The organism is Fusobacterium sp. SYSU M8D902 (genome assembly GCF_040199715.1).
Classification (GTDB): domain Bacteria; phylum Fusobacteriota; class Fusobacteriia; order Fusobacteriales; family Fusobacteriaceae; genus Fusobacterium_A.
Map to the genome: position 1 here is coordinate 19897 of NZ_JBEFNA010000016.1, position 19966 is coordinate 39862.

At 29.7% G+C, this 19966-nt stretch carries 17 protein-coding genes and 1 riboswitch; all 17 genes read left to right on the top strand.

Translation table 11 applies throughout. The features are described 5' to 3' along the window. Positions 1–17: 17 nt before the first annotated feature. The 17 genes from ABNK64_RS06935 (at position 18) to ABNK64_RS07015 (ending at position 19846) form a co-directional block, all read left to right on the top strand. Positions 18–353 carry a ribosomal-processing cysteine protease Prp gene (locus ABNK64_RS06935; RefSeq protein ID WP_349763913.1) on the top strand — a complete coding sequence of 112 codons (336 nt, stop codon included), beginning with the start codon at positions 18–20 and terminating at the stop codon, positions 351–353. Then, the gene (gene rpmA / locus ABNK64_RS06940; protein ID WP_005883067.1) at positions 354–638 is read left to right on the top strand and encodes a 50S ribosomal protein L27; all 285 of its coding nucleotides are present in this window, start codon (positions 354–356) and stop codon (positions 636–638) included. It abuts the gene before it with no gap. Positions 639–820: 182 nt separating this feature from the next. Beyond that, the gene (locus tag ABNK64_RS06945; protein WP_349763914.1) at positions 821–2449 is read left to right on the top strand and encodes an AAA family ATPase; all 1629 of its coding nucleotides are present in this window, start codon (positions 821–823) and stop codon (positions 2447–2449) included. A gap of 159 nt (positions 2450–2608) precedes the next feature. Then, positions 2609–3394 carry a TrmB family transcriptional regulator gene (locus ABNK64_RS06950; RefSeq protein ID WP_349763915.1) on the top strand — a complete coding sequence of 262 codons (786 nt, stop codon included), beginning with the start codon at positions 2609–2611 and terminating at the stop codon, positions 3392–3394. A gap of 8 nt (positions 3395–3402) precedes the next feature. Beyond that, positions 3403–4911 (top strand): 4-alpha-glucanotransferase, encoded by a 1509-nt coding sequence (malQ, locus tag ABNK64_RS06955; RefSeq protein WP_300390482.1) that lies wholly within the window; start codon positions 3403–3405, stop codon positions 4909–4911. Between the two features lie 22 nt (positions 4912–4933). After that, positions 4934–7315 carry a glycogen/starch/alpha-glucan phosphorylase gene (locus tag ABNK64_RS06960; RefSeq protein WP_349763916.1) on the top strand — a complete coding sequence of 794 codons (2382 nt, stop codon included), beginning with the start codon at positions 4934–4936 and terminating at the stop codon, positions 7313–7315. An 18-nt stretch (positions 7316–7333) separates the two neighbouring features. Further along, on the top strand, positions 7334–9196 hold the full coding sequence (gene glgB / locus ABNK64_RS06965; protein WP_349763917.1) for a 1,4-alpha-glucan branching protein GlgB: 1863 nt from the start codon (positions 7334–7336) through the stop codon (positions 9194–9196). Between the two features lie 55 nt (positions 9197–9251). Beyond that, positions 9252–10394, top strand: coding sequence for a glucose-1-phosphate adenylyltransferase (locus tag ABNK64_RS06970; RefSeq protein WP_291256314.1), 1143 nt, complete (start codon positions 9252–9254; stop codon positions 10392–10394). A 22-nt stretch (positions 10395–10416) separates the two neighbouring features. After that, positions 10417–11580 (top strand): glucose-1-phosphate adenylyltransferase subunit GlgD, encoded by a 1164-nt coding sequence (glgD, locus tag ABNK64_RS06975; protein ID WP_349763918.1) that lies wholly within the window; start codon positions 10417–10419, stop codon positions 11578–11580. Positions 11581–11594: 14 nt separating this feature from the next. Next, positions 11595–12977, top strand: a complete 1383-nt coding sequence (locus tag ABNK64_RS06980; RefSeq protein WP_349763919.1) for a glycogen synthase — start codon at positions 11595–11597, stop codon at positions 12975–12977. Positions 12978–13074: 97 nt separating this feature from the next. Further along, positions 13075–13247: riboswitch (cobalamin riboswitch) on the top strand. A gap of 72 nt (positions 13248–13319) precedes the next feature. Continuing rightward, a complete protein-coding gene (locus tag ABNK64_RS06985; RefSeq protein WP_349763920.1) occupies positions 13320–13943 on the top strand; it encodes a MotA/TolQ/ExbB proton channel family protein in 624 nt (207 codons plus the stop codon). Next, positions 13943–14353, top strand: a complete 411-nt coding sequence (locus tag ABNK64_RS06990) for an ExbD/TolR family protein (protein ID WP_291259125.1) — start codon at positions 13943–13945, stop codon at positions 14351–14353. Before ABNK64_RS06985 ends, ABNK64_RS06990 begins: the two co-directional genes overlap by 1 nt. An 8-nt stretch (positions 14354–14361) precedes the next feature. Continuing rightward, entirely contained in the window at positions 14362–15066 is a 705-nt protein-coding gene (locus ABNK64_RS06995; protein WP_349763921.1) for an energy transducer TonB, read from the top strand. Between the two features lie 35 nt (positions 15067–15101). Then, entirely contained in the window at positions 15102–17129 is a 2028-nt protein-coding gene (locus ABNK64_RS07000; protein ID WP_349763922.1) for a TonB-dependent receptor, read from the top strand. 41 nt (positions 17130–17170) lie between these two features. Next, complete coding sequence (locus ABNK64_RS07005) at positions 17171–18040, top strand: ABC transporter substrate-binding protein (protein ID WP_349763923.1); 870 nt, start codon at positions 17171–17173, stop codon at positions 18038–18040. A gap of 14 nt (positions 18041–18054) precedes the next feature. Further along, positions 18055–19095, top strand: coding sequence for a FecCD family ABC transporter permease (locus tag ABNK64_RS07010; RefSeq protein WP_300340329.1), 1041 nt, complete (start codon positions 18055–18057; stop codon positions 19093–19095). A gap of 4 nt (positions 19096–19099) precedes the next feature. Beyond that, positions 19100–19846 (top strand): ABC transporter ATP-binding protein, encoded by a 747-nt coding sequence (locus ABNK64_RS07015; protein WP_349763924.1) that lies wholly within the window; start codon positions 19100–19102, stop codon positions 19844–19846. The last annotated feature ends 120 nt before the right edge of the window (positions 19847–19966 follow it).

A 19966-nucleotide genomic window follows, 5' to 3' on the forward strand; every position in this document is an offset into this window, starting at 1 on the left:
GTCTAGAATAATTGTCAATGACAAAAATAGAAATTTATAGAAAAAAAGGTAGAATTGTAGGATACAAGGCTACTGGACATTCAGGCTATGCTGAATATGGAGAAGATATAGTTTGTGCAGCACTTTCTATGGCATTACAACTACCATTAGGTGGAATGCAAGATGTGTTGGATATTTATCCAAAATTTGAGATTGATTCTGATGGATACCTTAGTGTAGATATTAGAGAGGTTGATAAAAAGGGTAAAGATAGTGAACTAAATACTCTTTTAGAAAGCATGGTTATAATGATAAGAAGTTTATCAAAAGATTATCCTAAAAATATAAAGCTTGTTGAGAAGGAGGAAAAATAGATGCAATTTACTTTAAATATACAATTATTTGCACACAAAAAAGGACAAGGTTCTGTTAAAAACGGAAGAGATTCAAATCCTAAATATCTTGGAGTAAAAAAATATGATGGAGAAGTTGTAAAAGCTGGAAACATCATAGTTAGACAAAGAGGAACAGCTTTCCACCCAGGAAACAACATGGGAATGGGAAAAGACCATACTCTATTTGCTCTAATAGATGGATATGTAAAATTCGAAAGATTAGGAAAAGACAAGAAGCAAGTATCAGTATACGCTTCAAAATAGTTGAGTTAATCAGAGAGTGTAGAAGCCCCAAATTTTGGGGCTTTTTTTCTATTCAGCATCAAAAAATATGTTTGAAAAGATTAAAAAAGGAAGAAGTATCAACGATAAAATAAAATAGTGGTTTTTTTTATAGTATGATATAATAAATATTATATATTTAAGGAAAGGAGAGTAATATAGCTATGAAAAAAGTACCTATTGCAATAGAGGATTTTAAAGAAATTATAGAACAAGATTATTACTATGTTGATAAGACAAAGTTTATAGAAGATATATTAAATGATGGAGCAAAGGTAAAATTATTTTGTCGTCCTAGAAGGTTTGGAAAGACTCTTAATATGTCTACACTTAAATACTTCTTTGATATAAAAAATAAAGATGAGAACAGAAAGCTATTCAATAGTTTATATATAGGAAACTCTCCATTGATAGATGAACAAGGGAAATATCCAGTTATATTGCTCACATTAAAAGAAATAAAAGGTAATACTCTTAACCTTGCATATACTCAAATAAAAACCTTAATTTCTGATTTATTTGATGAACATAAATATTTAAGAAAAAACTTAAATGAGAGAGATATTGAGATATTTGATAATATTTGGAAAAGAAAAGAAGAAGATTATAGTAATTCTTTAAAGTTTTTAATAAAATGTCTAAGTGAATATTATAATCAAAAAGTAATCGTATTGATAGATGAGTATGATACACCACTTCTAACTGCTTATGAGTTTGGGTATTATAACGATATACTTCAATTTTTTAAAATCTTTTATGGAGGAGCTTTAAAATCTAATATAAACTTACAAATGGGAGTTCTTACTGGAATAATAAGGGTAGCTCAAGCAGGTGTATTTTCTGATTTAAACAACTTTACAAACTATACAATATTAAATAATGAATATAGTGATAGTTTTGGATTGGTAGAAGATGAAGTAAAAGTTATGCTTAATTATTATAAGATAGGCTATGAAATGCTAGAAGTGAAGAAATGGTATGATGGATATAGTTTTGGTAAAGATGATATATACAATCCTTGGAGTATATTAAACTTTGTACAGTTTAAAGTGTTAAAATCATATTGGATAAATACAAGCTCTAACTTTATGATAAGAGAGCTTTTAGAACATACTGGAGAAGAGGGATTGAAAACTCTTGAAAAGATTTTTAATCAAGAAGAGATAGCAGTAAGAATAACTGAAAATGTAAGATTTGGAAATAATCTATCAGCAAGTGAAGTATGGGAGCTTATGCTATACTCTGGTTATCTAACTATAAATGGTAAATTAGATGATGGAAGATATTTAGTAAGAATACCAAATATGGAGATTATGAACTTCTTCAAGGATGAATTTTTAACTATTGTATTTGGAAATTATGATAAAGTAGATAGATTAAGAGATGCTTTAAGAGATAAAAATATAGAACAGTTGAATAAATCAATAGAGGAATTAGTTTTATATACAATGAGTTCACATGATATAACAAAATATTATGAGAATCCATATCATATGTTACTACTTGGATTTTTCTATGCTTTAGATGGTTACTATCTTCCTAAATCAAATATGGAAGCAGGATATGGTAGAGCAGATATAATACTATTTCCAAAAGATAAGACAAGAGCAGGATATGTCTTGGAGTTAAAAAGAGCTTATACTAAAAATCCAGAGAAAGAAGTAGAAAAAGCTTTGCAACAGATAGATGAGAATAAATACTATGTAGAATTAGAAAGATATGGAGCAAAAGAGATAATTAAATTAGGTTATGTCTTTGATGGTAAGAAGGTAATAAGTAGTTATATTGAATAATGGATAAAATGGTGGAGAGTAAAATCTTCACTTTTTTATCTTATAAAAAGATAAAATGTTTTATTAAATAATTTAAAGTATTGAAATGAGACGATAAAAGTTGTATAATACCTTTATAGGGTGGTGGTTTGAAATTGAACTACTATTGTGGAGGGAAAAGTGGAAAAAATAATAGAAAAATTAAAAAGTATAGGATTTTCTAAGACAGAGGCACTTATTTATACAACATTGTTAACTATAGGGAGAGCAAGTGGATATAAGTTAGCAAAGGAGTTGGAACTATCAAAATCTACAATATACCAGATGTTAGATACAATGTGTAAAAATGGGTATATACTTTTAATTCCTAATACAAGTAAGGAGTATGAAGCAAAGGATCCTGAATTACTTTTAGAAGAGATGGAAAAAAAGTATATGAGTACATTTAAAAATTTAAAGAGTGATTTAAAAAATCTCGATAAAACTGTAAAAACAGAGTATTTTTATAAATTAGATAAGAGAGAGAATATAGATAGAGCCTTGGTTGATATTATAGAGAAAAGTGAGAGCGAGATCTATATTAATACAGATTTTAACTTACAAAATTTAAGAGAAAATTTGGAAAGAGCTATAGAAAGAGGAGTTCGGATAATACTTTTTAGTTTTAATGAAATAGATAATTTAGGTTTAGATATAGAGGTATATCATAAGGGGCAAGAAAAGGAGAGTTATAAAAATTCAAGTAGATTAATGTTGGTAGCAGACTTAAAGAGAAGCTTGATAGTAACTCGAATAGGAGAGAAATTTAGTGGTATTTGTACTGATAATGAGATCTTTATAAAGATAATATCTGAGCATATACATAGTGATATATATATGGCTAAACTATCTAAGATTTATGAAGAGATATTTGATGATAAGATAAAAATAGATACACTTCATGAAAGAAGAAATCTAATAAAATAGGAGGAGCAATGTTTGAGAGAAGTAGTGGGATCTTGATGCATATTTCATCACTACCAAGTGAGTATGGGATAGGGGATCTTGGAAAAAAAGCTTATGAATTTGTAGATTTTTTAAATGAAAGTGGTCAAAAGCTATGGCAGATTTTACCATTGGGACCAACAGGATATGGAGATTCTCCATATCAATCTTATTCAGCATTTGCTGGGAACTATTTATTTATAGATTTAGAGGAGTTTGTCAATAAAAGTTATATAGATAATAGTGAGTTGGATGGTTTAAGAAAGGTAAATTATGATGATAATTTAGATTATGAGCAGGTTAAGTTTCAAAAAGATATAGTATTAGAAAAAATTTTCCCTAAATTTATAGAAAATTTAGCCAGTGATGAAAATTTGAAAAAGGAGTATAGTGAATTTAAGGAAAAAAATAAATTCTGGTTGGAAGACTATGCTTTATATATGACTTTAAAAGAAAAGTTTGATGGTAAACCTTGGCAAAAATGGAGTAAAATTTACAAAAATAGAGTGAAAAGTAAATTTGGTGTAATAAATGAAAAAAGACTTGAATATTATAGTTTTTTGCAATATACTTTTTATAAGCAATGGGGTATATTGAAGAGATATGCCAATGAAAAAGGAGTAAAAATTATAGGAGATATTCCAATTTTTGTTGCAACTGATAGTTCAGATACTTGGAGTAATTCAAAGATATTTCAATTTACAAAATCGAGAGTTCCTAAGTGTGTAGCAGGTTGTCCACCAGATTATTTTAGTAAAACAGGTCAACTATGGGGGAATGTTTTATACGATTGGAAAGAGTTAAAAAAGCAAAAATATAGATGGTGGATAGATAGAGTTAGATTCTGTTTCGAGATATATGATATAGTAAGAATAGATCATTTTAGAGGATTTGATTCTTTTTGGAGTATAAGATATAGAGAGAAGACTGCAATAAAAGGTAGATGGAAAAAGGGACCTGGAATGGATCTGTTTAAAACTATTGAAAAAAGAGTTGGAAAAGTTCCTATCATAGCTGAAGATTTAGGGCTGTTAACTCCAAGTGTAAAAAAACTATTGAAAAAAAGTGGTTATCCAGGAATGAAAATATTAGAATTTGCTTTTGATAGTGATGATAGTGACTACTTACCTCATAAATATGAGGAGAATTGTGTAGCATATACAGGAACACACGATAATGATACCATTGTTGGTTGGTATGAGGGGCTAAATGAGTATACAAAATTCAAATGTGATGAGTATTTGAAAGAGTGGCTAGAAAAAAGAGGAAGAAACTATTGGAATCCTATTGAATGGAGAGGAATAGAGACATTGTGGAGTTCAAAGGCAAAATTGGTAATAATACAGATGCAAGATCTATTGGGATTGGGAAGCTCTGCTAGAATGAATATTCCAGCAACAGTTGGAAAAAACTGGAAGTGGAGAGTTCAAGAAAGAGATTTGAGTAATGATTTAAAAGAGAGATTGAAGGAAGTAACAAAAATATTTAATAGATACTAAATAAAACATAAGAGGTAAACAAATGAGAGTAGAAAAAGAGGTATTAAGAAAACAAATTGAAAGAAATTTAAAAGTTAGCTTTGGAAAAAAGTTAAACGAAGCTAAAGATTTTGAGATTTACAGAGCTTTGGGACAGGCTGTAATGGAGAATATTGCGGATAATTGGTATGATACAGAGAGATTGTATGAGCAAGAAAAACAAGCTTTTTATCTATCAGCAGAGTTTTTAATGGGAAGAGCATTGGGAAATAACTTGATAAACCTAGGAATGTTACAAGAGGTAAAAGAGTTATTTGCAGAATTGGGGATAAATTATAATAAAGTAGAGGATGCAGAGGAGGATTCAGCATTAGGTAATGGTGGATTGGGAAGACTAGCAGCATGCTTTTTAGATTCTTTAGCTACTCTTAATTTACCAGGGAAAGGTTATGGAATAAGATATAGAAACGGGATATTCAATCAGGAGTTTAGAGATGGTTATCAGATAGAGAAACCAGAAACTTGGTTAAAATATGGAGATGTATGGTCAGTTATGAGACCTGATGATGAAGTCATAGTAACATTTGGTGATGGAAGTGTTAGAGCTGTTCCTTATGATATGCCTATAATAGGTTATGGAACTGATAATGTAAATACATTGAGATTGTGGGAAGCTCACTCTTTAGTAGATCTAGATCTAGGAAAATTCAATCAGCAGGATTATCTACATGCAACACAACAAAAAACTTTAGCTGAAGATATCTCAAGAGTACTATATCCTAACGATTCTACAGATGAGGGTAAAAAATTGAGATTGAAACAACAGTATTTCTTTGTTTCAGCTTCACTTCAAGATATAGTAAAAAGATATAAAAAAGTTCATGGAAATAATTTTGATAGTTTTTCAGAGTTTACAGCTATTCAATTGAATGATACACACCCAGTAATAGCTATTCCTGAACTTATGAGAATATTTATAGATATAGAGGGAATAAGCTGGGAAAAGGCTTGGAGTATAGTAGAGAAAACTTTTGCCTATACAAACCATACAATATTAGCTGAAGCTTTGGAAAAATGGTGGGTAGGACTATACGAGCAGGTAGTTCCTAGAGTATATCAGATAACTCAAGGGATAGATAATCAATTGAGAGAGTATCTAGAGCAAAAATTCCCAAATGATTATGATAGACAGAATAGAATGAGAATTATAAATGGAAATATGATTCATATGGCTTGGCTTGCAATCTATGGAAGTCATAAGGTAAATGGAGTTGCAGCACTTCATACAGAGATATTAAAAAATAAAGAGTTAAAAGATTGGTATGAACTATATCCAGATAGATTTTTAAATAAAACAAATGGTATAACACAAAGAAGATGGTTATTACAATCAAACTCACAACTTGCTTCATTGATAACTGAGTTGATAGGTGATGCTTGGATAACTGATTTGAGTGAATTAAAAAAATTGGAAGCTTATTTAGATGATGAGAGTGTATTGAAAAGAATATTGGATATAAAACATGAAAAGAAAATTGAATTAGCAAAATTCTTAAAGGAAACACAAGGAATTGAGATAGATCCTAATTCAATATTTGATGTACAGATAAAGAGACTTCATGAGTATAAGAGACAACTATTAAATATATTCCAAATAATAGGATTATACAATAAATTAAAATTGAATCCAAATATGAACTTTACACCAGTTACATATATATTTGGAGCAAAGGCTGCACCAGGATATTTTGTAGCTAAAGGAATTATAAGATTGATAAATGAAGTAGCACAGATGATAAACAAAGATCCACAAGTAAATTCAAAATTAAAAGTTGTATTTGTAGAAAACTACAGAGTATCTGTAGCTGAAAAATTATTTCCAGCAGCAGATATATCAGAGCAGATTTCCACAGCAGGAAAAGAGGCTTCAGGAACAGGAAATATGAAGTTTATGTTGAATGGAGCTCTAACTCTTGGAACTATGGACGGAGCAAACGTAGAGATAGTAGAGGAAGCAGGAAGAGAAAATAACTACATATTTGGACTTACAGTAAAAGAAGTAGAAGAGATGAGAGCTCAAGGATATGATCCACATGTACCATATAATTGTGTAGAGGGATTGAAAAAAATAGTTGATTCATTGGTAGATGGAACATTTAGTGATTTGGGAAATGGAGTATATGGAACAATACATAGATCTCTTATGGAGACAGCACCTTGGCATCAAGCAGATCAATACTTCGTACTAGAGGATTATGAAGCATATAGAAGAACACAACAACTTATTAATAAAGAATATACTTTCAGAATGGACTGGGCAAGAAAACAATTAAAAAATATAGCAAATGCTGGAAAATTTTCATCTGATAGAACTATAAAAGAGTATGCTGAGGAGATTTGGAATATAACTCCAGTAAAACTATAGATTGAAAGGTGATCAAAATTGGATAAAGAGTTGGATAGATATCTTTTTCATAAAGGAGAACATAGAGAAGCTTATAAATATATGGGAGCACACTTTGAAGATGATGGAGTTATTTTTAGAGTGTGGGCTCCGAATGCAAAAAATGTTTCAGTGGTTGGGGATTTCAATGGTTGGAGTGGAGAAGCCCACAAAATGAAAAAAAATAATCCAGAAGGAATTTGGGAATTAAAAATACCTGGATTAAAAAAATTGGATTTGTATAAATTTAAAATGGAACAATGTGATGGAAATGTTGTATTCAAAGCTGATCCATATGCTTTTTATTCAGAATTAAGACCAAATACAGCCTCTGTATTATATGATATACCAGAATTTAAATGGACAGATAAGAGATGGTTGAATAAGAGAATAACTGGATTAAATAAACCTATGAATATATATGAAGTTCATTTAGGATCTTGGAAGAGAAAGGAAAATGGAGATTGGTTAAACTATAGAGAATTAGCTGAAGAGTTATGTGATTACATAAAGGATATGAACTACACTCATATAGAGATAATGCCAATAAATGAGCACCCATTAGATGCCTCTTGGGGATATCAAAGTACAGGATATTACTCTGTAACAAGTCGTTATGGAGTACCTGAAGATTTTATGTACTTTGTAAACTATATGCATAGACACAATATAGGAGTGATATTAGACTGGGTTCCTGGACATTTTTGTAAAGATGAACAAGGGCTATATAAATTTGATGGAAGTGCTACCTATGAGTATGCAGATGAGAGAATTGGAGAGAATAAGGAGTGGGGAACTTGTAACTTTGATCTATCGAGATATGAGGTACAAAGTTTCCTTATCTCAAATGTGAATTATTGGTTTAAAGAGTTTCATATAGATGGAATAAGGATAGATGCTGTAGCTAATATGCTATATCTACCTAATATAGATGGATTGACCAACCAATATGGAGGAAAGGAGAATCTCGTAGCTGTAGATTTTTTTAAAAAATTTAATAGTGCCATTCACGAGGATTATCCAAATTGTGTAGTTATGGCAGAGGATTCCACAGCTTGGCCCAATGTAACAAAACATGCAGTTGATGGTGGATTGGGATTTAATAATAAGTGGAATATGGGGTGGATGAATGATACCTTAAAGTACTTTGAAATAGATCCATTATACAGAAAAGATCATCATGGAAAACTGACATTTTCATTTATGTATGCTTTTTCAGAAAACTATGTATTACCACTTTCACATGATGAAGTGGTACATGGAAAGAAGTCTATTGTGAATAAGATGCCCGGTTTTTATGGAGCACAACTTTCAAATGTTAGATCTCTTTATGCTTATCAAATGTTTCATCCAGGTAAAAAATTGAATTTTATGGGAAATGACTTTGCTCAAGGTTTAGAATGGAGATTCTATGATCAATTAGAATGGGAATTATTAGGAAATGAAGCTAATAAAAAGATACAGGATTATTGTAGAGCTCTAAATAAGCTATATTTAAAAGAGGAAGCACTATGGGAGGATAGTTGGGAGACTTTTGAATGGATAGAGCATGAAAACTATAATGGAAATGTGATAGTTTTTTTGAGACAAACTAAGGATAAAAAAGAAAAACTCATAGGTATATTTAATTTTTCAGGAGAGAATAAAGTTTCATATAGAATAGGAGTTCCTGAAGAGAAAATGTATAGAGTAATATTAAATAGTGATGATGAGAGATTTGGTGGAGTAAATTTCAATAAGAGAAAGAGATATAAGGCAGAGAAGAGTGAATGGAATGGAAGACCATACTCAATCCCTTTGGATATAGCATCTAATTCAGTTATATTTTTGAAGGCTGAGGAGAAAAAATCAATAGAGAAGTAAGCAGTATAAGTTAAAAATACCAAAATAAAAACGTAAAGTTATTAGGAGGAGAGGTATGAAGAAGAATATAATAGCTATGCTACTAGCTGGAGGACAAGGAAGTCGTCTAAAAAAACTTACAGAAAAAATAGCAAAACCAGCAGTTTCATTTGGAGGAAAGTATAGAATAATAGATTTTACTTTAAGTAACTGTTCAAACTCTGGAATAGATACAGTAGGAGTATTAACTCAATATGAACCTCATATTTTGAATGAGCATATTGGAAGTGGATCTCCTTGGGACTTGGATAGAATGAATGGAGGAGTTACAGTATTACAACCTCATACTAAAAAGAATGATGGTGGAGGATGGTATAAAGGGACTGCCAATGCAATATATCAAAATATCTCTTTCATAGATAAGTATGAACCTGAGCATGTTCTAATACTATCTGGAGATCATATATACAAGATGGATTATGATAAGATGTTAAAATTCCATATAGAAAAAGATGCAGATGCAACAATTGGTGTTTTTAATGTACCTTTAAAAGATGCACCTAGTTTTGGAATAATGAATACAAATGAGGACTACTCAATCTATGAGTTTGAAGAGAAACCAAAAGAGCCAAAAAGTACACTAGCTTCTATGGGAATATATATATTCAAATGGAGTGTATTGAAAAAATATCTAATTGAAGATGAGCAAGATTCAACTTCAAGTAACGATTTTGGTAAGAATATTATTCCTAATTTATTAAATGATAAGATGAAATTATTTGCTTATCCATTTGAAGGGTATTGGAAAGATGTTGGAACAATAGACAGTTTCTGGGAAGCTCATATGGATCTACTTAAAGAGGATAATGAATTAAATCTATTTGACAAGAGCTGGAAGATAAATACTCGTCAAGGGGTATATCCGCCACTATATGTTAGTGATGAAGCAAGAGTAATTAACTCTCTTGTAGAAAAAGGGTGTGAAATAGAGGGTGAAGTAAAAAATTCAATAATTTTCCCAGGTGTAAAAATAGGAAAGAATAGTAAAATATTTAACTCAGTAATTATGCCAAATACAACTATTGAGGAGAATGTAATAATAAATAAAGCAATTTTAGCTGAAGATGTAGTTATTGAAAAGAACACTGTTGTTGGAGATAATGAGGAGATTGTAGTAATTGGTGCCGGAGAGATAATAAAAAGTAATGCTGTAAAATAGTGATTACAAGGGGAGGAAACAAATGATTAACAACTATATGGCTATAATATTTTTAGATGAAAGTTTAGATAATATAAGATCGCTTACTAAAATGAGACCACTTGCTTCTGTTCCGGCTGGAGGAACATATAGAATAATAGACTTTGCACTTTCAAATTTGGTTAATGCAGGAATAAGAAATGTAGGAATTTTTGCTGGAAACGAGGATTTAAACTCTCTTACTGACCATATTGGTAGAGGAGCAGAGTGGGATTTAGACAGAAAAAAAGATGGAATTTTTATGTTTAAACAGATGGCTGACTCATCATATACAACAAATATAAAGAGAGTAAAGAAGAATATGGAGTATTTCTTCCGTAGTAAGCAGGAAAATGTAGTGGTATTGAGTTCACATATGGTATGTAACTTAGATGTAAAAGACGTTATAAAACATCATGAAGAGAGTGGAAGAGATATCACTCTAGTGTATAAAAAAGTAAACAATGCTAACGAAAGATTTGATAATTGTGACAGTGTAAAAATTGGTGAAAATAATGAAGTTTTAGGAATAGGACAAAATCTTTTCTTTAAAAAAGATGAGAATATCTCTATGGAAGCATTTATTATGAGTAAGGAGCTTCTAATAAAGATGATATGTGACGGTATTCAAGAGGGTGTTTACTATACAGTTAGAGATTTAGTTACTAGAAATGTTGGAAGAGTAAGTATAAATGGTTATGAGTTTAAAGGATATCTATCTTGTGTAAACTCAACAAAAGAGTATTTTGACTTCAATATGGATCTTTTGAAAAAAGAGGTAAGAGAGGATATATTTATTAAAGAGAGAAGTATATATACTAAGACAAAAGATACTCCACCTTCACTATTCAAAGAGGGAGCAGAGGTAAATAACAGTTTGATAGCCAATGGATGTATTTTAGGTGGTAATGTTAAAAACTCTATCTTGGCAAGAGGAGCAGTTGTAGAGGCAGGAGCAGAGGTAGAAAACTGTATACTATTACAAGATTGTGTTGTAAAATCAGGAGCTGTATTAAAAAATATAATTGTTGATAAAAACAATGTAATAAATTCTAATGAAAAATTAAGTGCTTCTAGAAATTATCCATTAGTAATAGAAAAAAGTATAAAATGGGATGATAAACAGTATAAGAATTTATTAGCTTATTTAGAGGGAGCTAATAAATAAAGAGGAGGAAATAGATGAAAGTACTTTTTGCTACTGGAGAAGCTTGGCCATTTATTAAGACAGGTGGGTTAGGAGATGTAGCATATTCACTACCAAAAGCCTTAAAAGAGAAGGGTGTAGATGCAAGGGTTATCCTACCAAAATATGGACAGATACCAGAAAAATATAGAAATGATATGACATATTTAGGGAATAAGAAGATATGGGCATCACACTATAATGCTTATGTAGGGATAGAGAGTTATGAACTTGATGGAGTGATTTACTATTTTGTAGATAATATGCAGTATTTTTCAAGAGAGAAAATCTATGGTGAAAAGGATGATTGCGAGAGATTTGCATTTTTTACAAAAGCTATAGTTGAAACATTTGATATTACAGGATTTACTCCAGATATTATCCATTGTAATGATTGGCATACTGCTCTTACACCTATATATCTATTGGAAAGAGGACTTAATAATATAAGAACAGTATTTACTATACATAACTTAAGATTCCAAGGATTTTTCCCAAATCAAGAGATAGAAGAGACTTTAGAGATAGATAGAGATAAGTATTATCAAGAGGACGGATTGAAATACTATGATATGATATCTTTTCTAAAGGGAGGAGTGGTATATTCTGACTATGTAACTACAGTTAGTGAAACTTATGCTGAAGAGATAAAAACTCCAGAGTATGGAGAGGGAATTGATGGATTATTCAGAAAATTTGACTATAAGTTATCAGGAATAGTAAATGGAATAGATGGAAATGTATTTAAAATAAATTCAAAATCAAAAGAAGAGATGAAGGCTAAACTACAAAAAGAGTTGGGGCTAAATATAGATCCGAATGTACCATTAGTGGCTATAATATCAAGGTTAGATAGACAAAAAGGTATTGATATGATTGCTGAAAAATTTGATCAAATGATGGATTTAGGAATACAGTTTATATTGCTAGGAAGTGGAGAGGCTCATTATGAAAATTTCTTTAGATGGAAGGAGAGCCAGTATCCTAAAAGAGTTTGCTCGTATATAGGATTTAATCAACCACTTTCAATAGATGTTTACCAAGGTGCAGATATATTCTTAATGCCGTCTCTATTTGAACCTTGTGGACTTTCTCAAATGATAGCTATGAGATATGAGACTATTCCATTGGTAAGAGAAACAGGTGGATTGAGAGATACTGTAACTCCATATAATGAGTACACTGGTATGGGAGATGGATTTGGATTTAGAGATCCTAATGGAGATACAATGTTAAAAGTATTATCTTATGCATTATCAATATATAAAGATAAAGATCAATGGAAAAAAATTATGGAAAATGCAAAAGCAAGAGATAATAGTTGGGACACTTCAGCTAAGAAATATATAGGAATATATGAAAATATTCTGAATAAATAATTTATATATTCCAAACTTAAATAATATAAAAAAAATACAATATATACAAAAAATAAATATTTTATTGACAATTAGTATAAAATTATTTAAAATATTAAGTGATTCTAAGAGATTAGGTGTAAATTTACTTAATAGAGGAAGATGGGTGAGAATCCCACACAGGAAACTGCTGTATGGTGGACGAAATCGCAATATGTCACTGGGAAGCCGGGAAGGCGTGAGAGTAGGATGAAGCTGAGTCAGAAGACTTACCAATTGTCAATAGATCAAAATATGTGATTATGACTTTCTAGTAAGATAACTCTATTTTACTAGAAAGTTTTTTATTTTAAGGAGGAAACAATGTATAAGTATTTTGTAGAAGGTGGAATGATGATGTGGCTTTTAGGAGCTTTATCAATCTTAGGCTTAGGAACAATTTTGGAAAGAACAGCATATTTTTTCAAGAATGAGAGAGATTTAAAGGGGGATTTTAAAGATCAAATCATTACATTGGTTAGAGAGGGAAAAGAGGATGAAGCAATAGAGCTTTGTGAAAAAACTAATAATTCTGTATCAAGAACAGTTAAAAGCATACTGTTAGCTTATAAATATGAAAATGATATGTACGAAAGCAAGGAGAAACTTATGAAAGAAAAGGCTCTTGAACAAATAGAAAATTTAGAAAAAAGGCTTTCTATTTTAGGGATAGTATCATTTATTTCTCCGATGGCAGGGCTTTTAGGTACAGTATTAGGTATGATAAAATCTTTTAAGGCAATTGCTTTAGAGGGAGCTGGAGATCCAAATGTAGTAGCAAATGGAATTTCAGAGGCATTGGTAACAACAGCAGCTGGACTTTTAATAGCAATACCAGCAATTATAGCATACAATTTTTTTAATAGAAAAGTGGATAAAATTATGATGCAGATAGAAAAAACGTCAACAGCTTTAATAAATATAAAAAAGAATAGAGATGAGATATAATGAGGGAATTAAAAAGAAAAACAGGAATGGTAAATCCAGATTTGACACCCCTTATAGATGTGGTTTTTCAATTGTTGATATTTTTTATGTTAGTAACAACATTTAGCCAGTATACTAAATTTGATATGAATCTGCCAAAATCAGATGTGGAGAGTATAGATAAACCTGAGGTAAATATAGAATTAATTATAGATAAGAATGAAAAATATTACTTCAAAATTGGAGAAGAATCAACAGAGATAGGGAAAGATGAATTAGAAGCAAAAGTACAAGAATTTATGAGTGGGAGAAAAGAACAGACATTGGTAGTAAGTGCTGATAAAAACTTGAGATATGAGATAGTGATTGAAACAATGGGAAGATTGAAAAATACAGGGATAGAAAAATTAGAGATCAATAGTATAAAGTAGGTGAGAAGATGAAATTTTATCTATTTTCATTTATTATTCATATGATTCTATTTTTTTCTGTTATAAAACTTCCAAAAAATGAAGTTAAATTGGATAGTAAAAATGTAGTAGTGTATCTCAATGAATTGAAGATAGAGGGAGAAAATACTCCAGAACCAGCACCAATAAAGAATGTAGAACCACCAAAGGAAAAAGTTGAGAAAAAAATAGAAAAAAAAGAGATAAAGAAAATTGAAAAAAAGATTGAAAAGAAACTTGAAAAGAAACTTGAAAAGAAAAAAATTGTAAAGAAAGTTAAGGAAGAAGTAGAGAGTAAAGTAGAAGAAAAGATAACTGAAGGAGTAGAAATAGCAGGTGTAAATAAAAATGTGAATGAATTAGATGGACTTGTAAAAGATGGAACTGGAACATATATTGGAGATCAAAAAAGTAATCAAGGAATAGGATATAAAATAAAAAGAGAAGTTGATCCTAATTATCCTATGATGGCTAAAAAAATAGGATTTAAAGATGAGGTTGTTATCAAAACAAAATTTTTAGTGGGACTTAATGGAAAGGTAGAGGAAATTATATTTTTGAATGATTACACAAAATATGGATTTCAGAAAGAAGTAGAGAAAGCACTAAAAAAATGGGAATTTGAGCCAATAGTTTATAAAAATAAAAAAATAAAAATGTATTTTTATAAAGATTTTAGGTTTAATGTAAAGTAAAAATAAATAAAAATAAAAAAATATCTGGAGGAGTAATGAAAAAATATTTAGTAATTGCTGCAATAGTAGCTGTAGGAACAACACTATTAGCAGAAGAAAAGTTAGAGGGAACAAAATTAGATGAGACAGTAATATCTACTGAAAATTTTGAAACGAATGTAAGAAGTATACCTGCAAATGTAAGTATAATAACTAATCAAGAATTAATAGAAAGTGGAGCAAAAGATTTGGTAGATGCTTTAAAAAATGTTCCTGGAGTAAGAGTAACAAGATATGCAGGAACAATTAAATTTGATATTAGAGGGTTAAACTCTATGTATAGTGATAGAAATGCATTAATAACATTAGATGGAGTTCCAGTGGAGGCACAACAAATTTCTAATTTACCTATGAATATGATAGAAAAAATAGAAATTATACCTGGTGGAGGAAATATTCTTTACGGAGATAAAGCAATAGGTGGTATTGTAAATGTGATAACTAAGAGTACTGAAAATAGGAAGAATTATGGTTCTCTTTTTGGAGAATTAGGAAATCATAGTAGTAAGAAAATGGGAGTGAATTTTGGAACAAAAGTGAAAAATATACTTGTTGATGGGGGATATATTAGTTCAAAAAATGATGGCTGGAGAGATCACGAAAACTTTGAAAATGACACCTTTAATATAAAAGCAAAATATTTGTTAGAAAATGGAGATGTTGAGTATAAATATACTTATACAGAGGATAAAGATTTAAAAGGAGTGGCAGTTCCACGTGTTGTAGACAGAAAAGATCCTGGAAAAATAGCAGGAGGAAAATATAAATCACAAGATCATTATATAAAATATAGAAAAGATGTAAGTGATAATTTAGAATTTTTACTATATGGAAATTATTATGAGAAAGAGAATGATAGTTTTAAAAGATACAAAAATTCAAATTATTATGGTTATTTTATAAAAGACAATGATGAAATAAGAAAATATATAAAGTCACAAATAAAATATAAATATTCAAATAAAAATTATACTATTTTAGGAATGGATTATTTAGATGAAAGATTAAAACCAGATGTTACTTCAAAAGAGTTTAAAGAGGTTACAGGAATGGGAACAAACGGAAATACAATTACTGGAAAAAAATGGGTGGAAACAGGAGAATCAAAAAAGGAGAATTTTGGAGTTTTTTTGAGTAATCATATTTTTTATAACAAATTTCAGTTTATTCAAGGGATTAGATATGATAAGGCAGAGTATGATTTTTATTGGAGAAATGGAAAGTTAAATAGTTTTGAAAAAATAGGACAAAATGATAGAGGAAAATATGAAAATTACTCTTTAGAATTAGCTATGAATTATGATTATTCAGATAGTGGAATGACGTATTTATCATATAATAGAGCATTTAGAACTCCTACAGTAGGAGAAATGAGATATACTAGAAATTCTGAAAAGTTAAAGCCACAAGTTCAAGATACAATAGAATTAGGTGTAAAGGATTATATTTATGATACTTTTATTTCAGCTTCAACTTTTTATAAAAAAACTCAAGATGAAATTTACTCAGCTATCCCACCAGAATTTACAGGAATGGTAAACTATAATATTGGAACAACAGAGAGAATAGGAGTAGAAATTTATGTAGAACACTATATAGGAAAAGCTACTTTAAAAGGATCAGCAACATATCTAAAGACCAAAGTTATTGATGGACAATATGCTGGAGTTGAAATTCCAAGTGTGCCAAGTTGGAAATTATCTACTGGATTAAAGTATGATTTTACTGATAAATTTTCAACTTCAATAGATATGCTTTATTATAGTGATATGTATGATCTTGATGATTTAGAAAATAAAAGAGGAAAAAATACAGGTGGATATACAACATTTGACATCTCTTCTTATTATAAAGTGAATGATAATTTAATGTTGACAGCAAGAATTGAAAATATTTTTGATAAAAAGTATGATGAATATGCAGGATATTGGGATGATAATTATGATGGTGTTTGGAAATACAGAAGACAATATTATCCAGCTATTGGAAGAACAATTACAGCAGGATTTATTTATAGTTTTTAAAAAATAACTTATAAATTTTAATGAGAAAGAGAGAAAAGAGTATGAAGAGATTATATCAAAATATAATAGTAATGTTATTTATTTTAGGAGGGTTAGCATATGCTAACCCTCCTAGAAGAGCTATATCAACAGCACAGTTTACAACAGAGATACTTTTAAGTATAGGAGCAGAAGAAAAATTAATAGGGACAGCTTATTTGGATAGTGAAATTTTACCAGAGTTAAAAGAAAAATATGATAAAGTTCCTGTTTTATCAAATAAACTACCTACTAAAGAGAAGTTTTATTCACAAAATCCAGATTTTTTAACAGGGTGGCCCTCTGTATTAACACCAGCAAATTTAGGACCGCTTGAAGAATTAAATGAGAATGGAGTTCAAGTGTATATAATGAAATCTGTAAATAGTAACAATATAGAGGATGTTTTCTCGGATATTTTAAAGTATGGAGAGATTTTTGAATTACAAGAAAATGCTCAAAATGTAGTAAATGAAATGAAAGAGGATTTAGAAAAAATAAAAAATAAATTACCAAAAGAAAAAATAAAGGTTTTTCCATATGATAGTGGGGAGGGAGTACCATTTGTAGTTGGAGGACAAGGAATGGGAAATACAATAATTGAACTAGCTGGTGGAGAAAACATATTTAAAGATATAAACTCTAGTTTTGGTAATGGAAGTTGGGAAAAAGCTTTAGTAGAGGATCCAGAGGTTATTTTAATAGTGGACTATGGAGATACTTCATATGAAAAGAAAGTAGAGTATATAAAACAAAGATCTATATTAAAAGATTTAGATGCAGTAAAAAATAATAGGTTTATAAAAATTGAATTAGCTGACATATCTTCAGGTGTGAGAAATGTTAAGGCAATAAAAAAATTAGCTAAAGAGCTTCATAGTATAGAAATTTAAAAAGAGTGTGGAAAATGGAGAGAATTTTAAAAAATTATAAATTATTATTTTTGGTACTATTAATTCTCCTATTTATAGTAATGACTTTTTCTATTACTTTGGGAAGTGTATCTTTAAAATCTGAGCAAGTTTGGAAGATAGTTATCAATAATATGATGAAAAAAGAGATATTTTTAAAGGATTGGAAAAGTAATATAGAGATAATAGTGTGGAAATTAAGGGTTCCAAGAGTGATAACAGGAGTTTTAGCAGGGGCAAGTTTGTCTTTGATAGGGATTTTAATGCAGTGCTTAACAAAAAATCCACTAGCAAGTCCATATATTTTAGGAATTTCAGCAGGAGCAAGTACAGGAGCAGTAGGGGCAATACTATTTTTAGGAGGTAGTCTTCTATTTATATCAGGTGGAGCATTTTTAATGGGAACTTTTACCTCTATACTTGTATTTTATTTAGCTGGAAGAAATGGAGAATTTTCAAGTACAAAATTAGTTTTAATAGGGGTAGCGATATCCTCATTATTTTCGGGAATAACAACCTTAATGATAACATTAGCACCACAGGGGCAGAAGATTCAAGGAGCTTTATTTTGGTTAGCTGGAAGTTTAGCAGGATCAAATTGGAGCTATATTCCTTTAATGACAATCTCTTTAATTTTAAGTGTTCTAGTTTGTTTTTATTATTATAAAGAATTAAATATCTTGACTACAGGAGATGAAATAGCTTCAACAATGGGAGTAGATATTGAAAAATTAAGAGTTATAATAGTTATAATTTCTACATTATTAACAGGAATAGTAGTTTCAAATACAGGAGTAATAGGATTTATAGGATTAGTTATACCACATATTACGAGAGGAATAGTAGGTGGAAACCATAAGAAAGTAATTCCTATAGCTGTGGTTTTAGGCGGAATTTTTCTACTGTTAACAGATATTTTTACAAGAGTTTTATTTAAATCACAAGAAATTCCAATAGGAGTGATAACTTCTATAATGGGAGCTCCTTTTTTTCTACAAATGTTAAAAAATAAAAATTATAAATTTGGAGGTAAGTAATATTATGATAGAGGTTGAAAATCTGTACTATGATATAGATACAACTCAAATATTAAAAGATATATCATTAAAGGTATTAAAAAATAAATTTGTAGGAATAATAGGACCAAATGGTTGTGGTAAAAGTACATTATTAAAAAATATTTATAAAGTTTTAAAATATAAAAGTGGGACAATAAAAATAGAAAATATAGATATATTAACAATGAATTCAAAGCAGTTAGCAAAAAAATTAGCTGTATTGAGTCAAAAACAAGGGTTAAATTTTGATTTTACAGTAAAAGAAATTGTTGAAATGGGAAGATATATTCATCAAAATAGAATTTTTTCTAAAGAAAATAATGGCATAGTAGAGGAAGCTTTAAAACAGGTAGGATTATATAATTTAAAAGATAGAAGCATATTATCCTTATCAGGAGGAGAGATACAAAGAGCATTTATAGCAAGAGCATTGGCACAAGATAGTGAAATTTTAATTTTAGATGAACCAACCAATCATTTAGATATTAAATATCAATTAGAAATAATGAAAGTAATAAAAGGGATGGGAAAAACAGTTCTTGCTGTAATTCATGATATGAATATAGCGAGTACATATTGTGATTATGTTTATGCTATGAAAAATGGTGAAATAGTTAAAAGTGGAGTAGTAGAGGAAGTTTTTACACCTGAGAATATAAAAAGAATATTTGAAGTTGAATGTGAAGTGGTTAGACATCCTAGTAATAAACGACCTGTGATTATTTTTTAATTTTGAAATTAATTAGGAGATGGAAATGAAAAAATATTTAGTGATTGCTGCAATAGTAGCTGTAGGAACAACACTATTAGCAGAAGAAAAGTTAGAGGGAACAAAATTAGATGAGACAGT

Bases quoted from the DNA above. Each gene is read 5' to 3' on its own strand.
- rpmA (WP_005883067.1), top strand. From the start codon at position 354: ATGCAATTTACTTTAAATATACAATTATTTGCACACAAAAAAGGACAA.
- ABNK64_RS07010 (WP_300340329.1), top strand. From the start codon at position 18,055: ATGGAGAGAATTTTAAAAAATTATAAATTATTATTTTTGGTACTATTA.
- ABNK64_RS07015 (WP_349763924.1), top strand. From the start codon at position 19,100: ATGATAGAGGTTGAAAATCTGTACTATGATATAGATACAACTCAAATA.
- ABNK64_RS06985 (WP_349763920.1), top strand. From the start codon at position 13,320: ATGTATAAGTATTTTGTAGAAGGTGGAATGATGATGTGGCTTTTAGGA.
- ABNK64_RS06945 (WP_349763914.1), top strand. From the start codon at position 821: ATGAAAAAAGTACCTATTGCAATAGAGGATTTTAAAGAAATTATAGAA.
- ABNK64_RS06990 (WP_291259125.1), top strand. From the start codon at position 13,943: ATGAGGGAATTAAAAAGAAAAACAGGAATGGTAAATCCAGATTTGACA.
- ABNK64_RS06995 (WP_349763921.1), top strand. From the start codon at position 14,362: ATGAAATTTTATCTATTTTCATTTATTATTCATATGATTCTATTTTTT.
- malQ (WP_300390482.1), top strand. From the start codon at position 3,403: ATGTTTGAGAGAAGTAGTGGGATCTTGATGCATATTTCATCACTACCA.
- ABNK64_RS06935 (WP_349763913.1), top strand. From the start codon at position 18: ATGACAAAAATAGAAATTTATAGAAAAAAAGGTAGAATTGTAGGATAC.
- ABNK64_RS06980 (WP_349763919.1), top strand. From the start codon at position 11,595: ATGAAAGTACTTTTTGCTACTGGAGAAGCTTGGCCATTTATTAAGACA.
- ABNK64_RS06960 (WP_349763916.1), top strand. From the start codon at position 4,934: ATGAGAGTAGAAAAAGAGGTATTAAGAAAACAAATTGAAAGAAATTTA.
- ABNK64_RS07005 (WP_349763923.1), top strand. From the start codon at position 17,171: ATGAAGAGATTATATCAAAATATAATAGTAATGTTATTTATTTTAGGA.
- ABNK64_RS06970 (WP_291256314.1), top strand. From the start codon at position 9,252: ATGAAGAAGAATATAATAGCTATGCTACTAGCTGGAGGACAAGGAAGT.
- glgD (WP_349763918.1), top strand. From the start codon at position 10,417: ATGATTAACAACTATATGGCTATAATATTTTTAGATGAAAGTTTAGAT.
- ABNK64_RS07000 (WP_349763922.1), top strand. From the start codon at position 15,102: ATGAAAAAATATTTAGTAATTGCTGCAATAGTAGCTGTAGGAACAACA.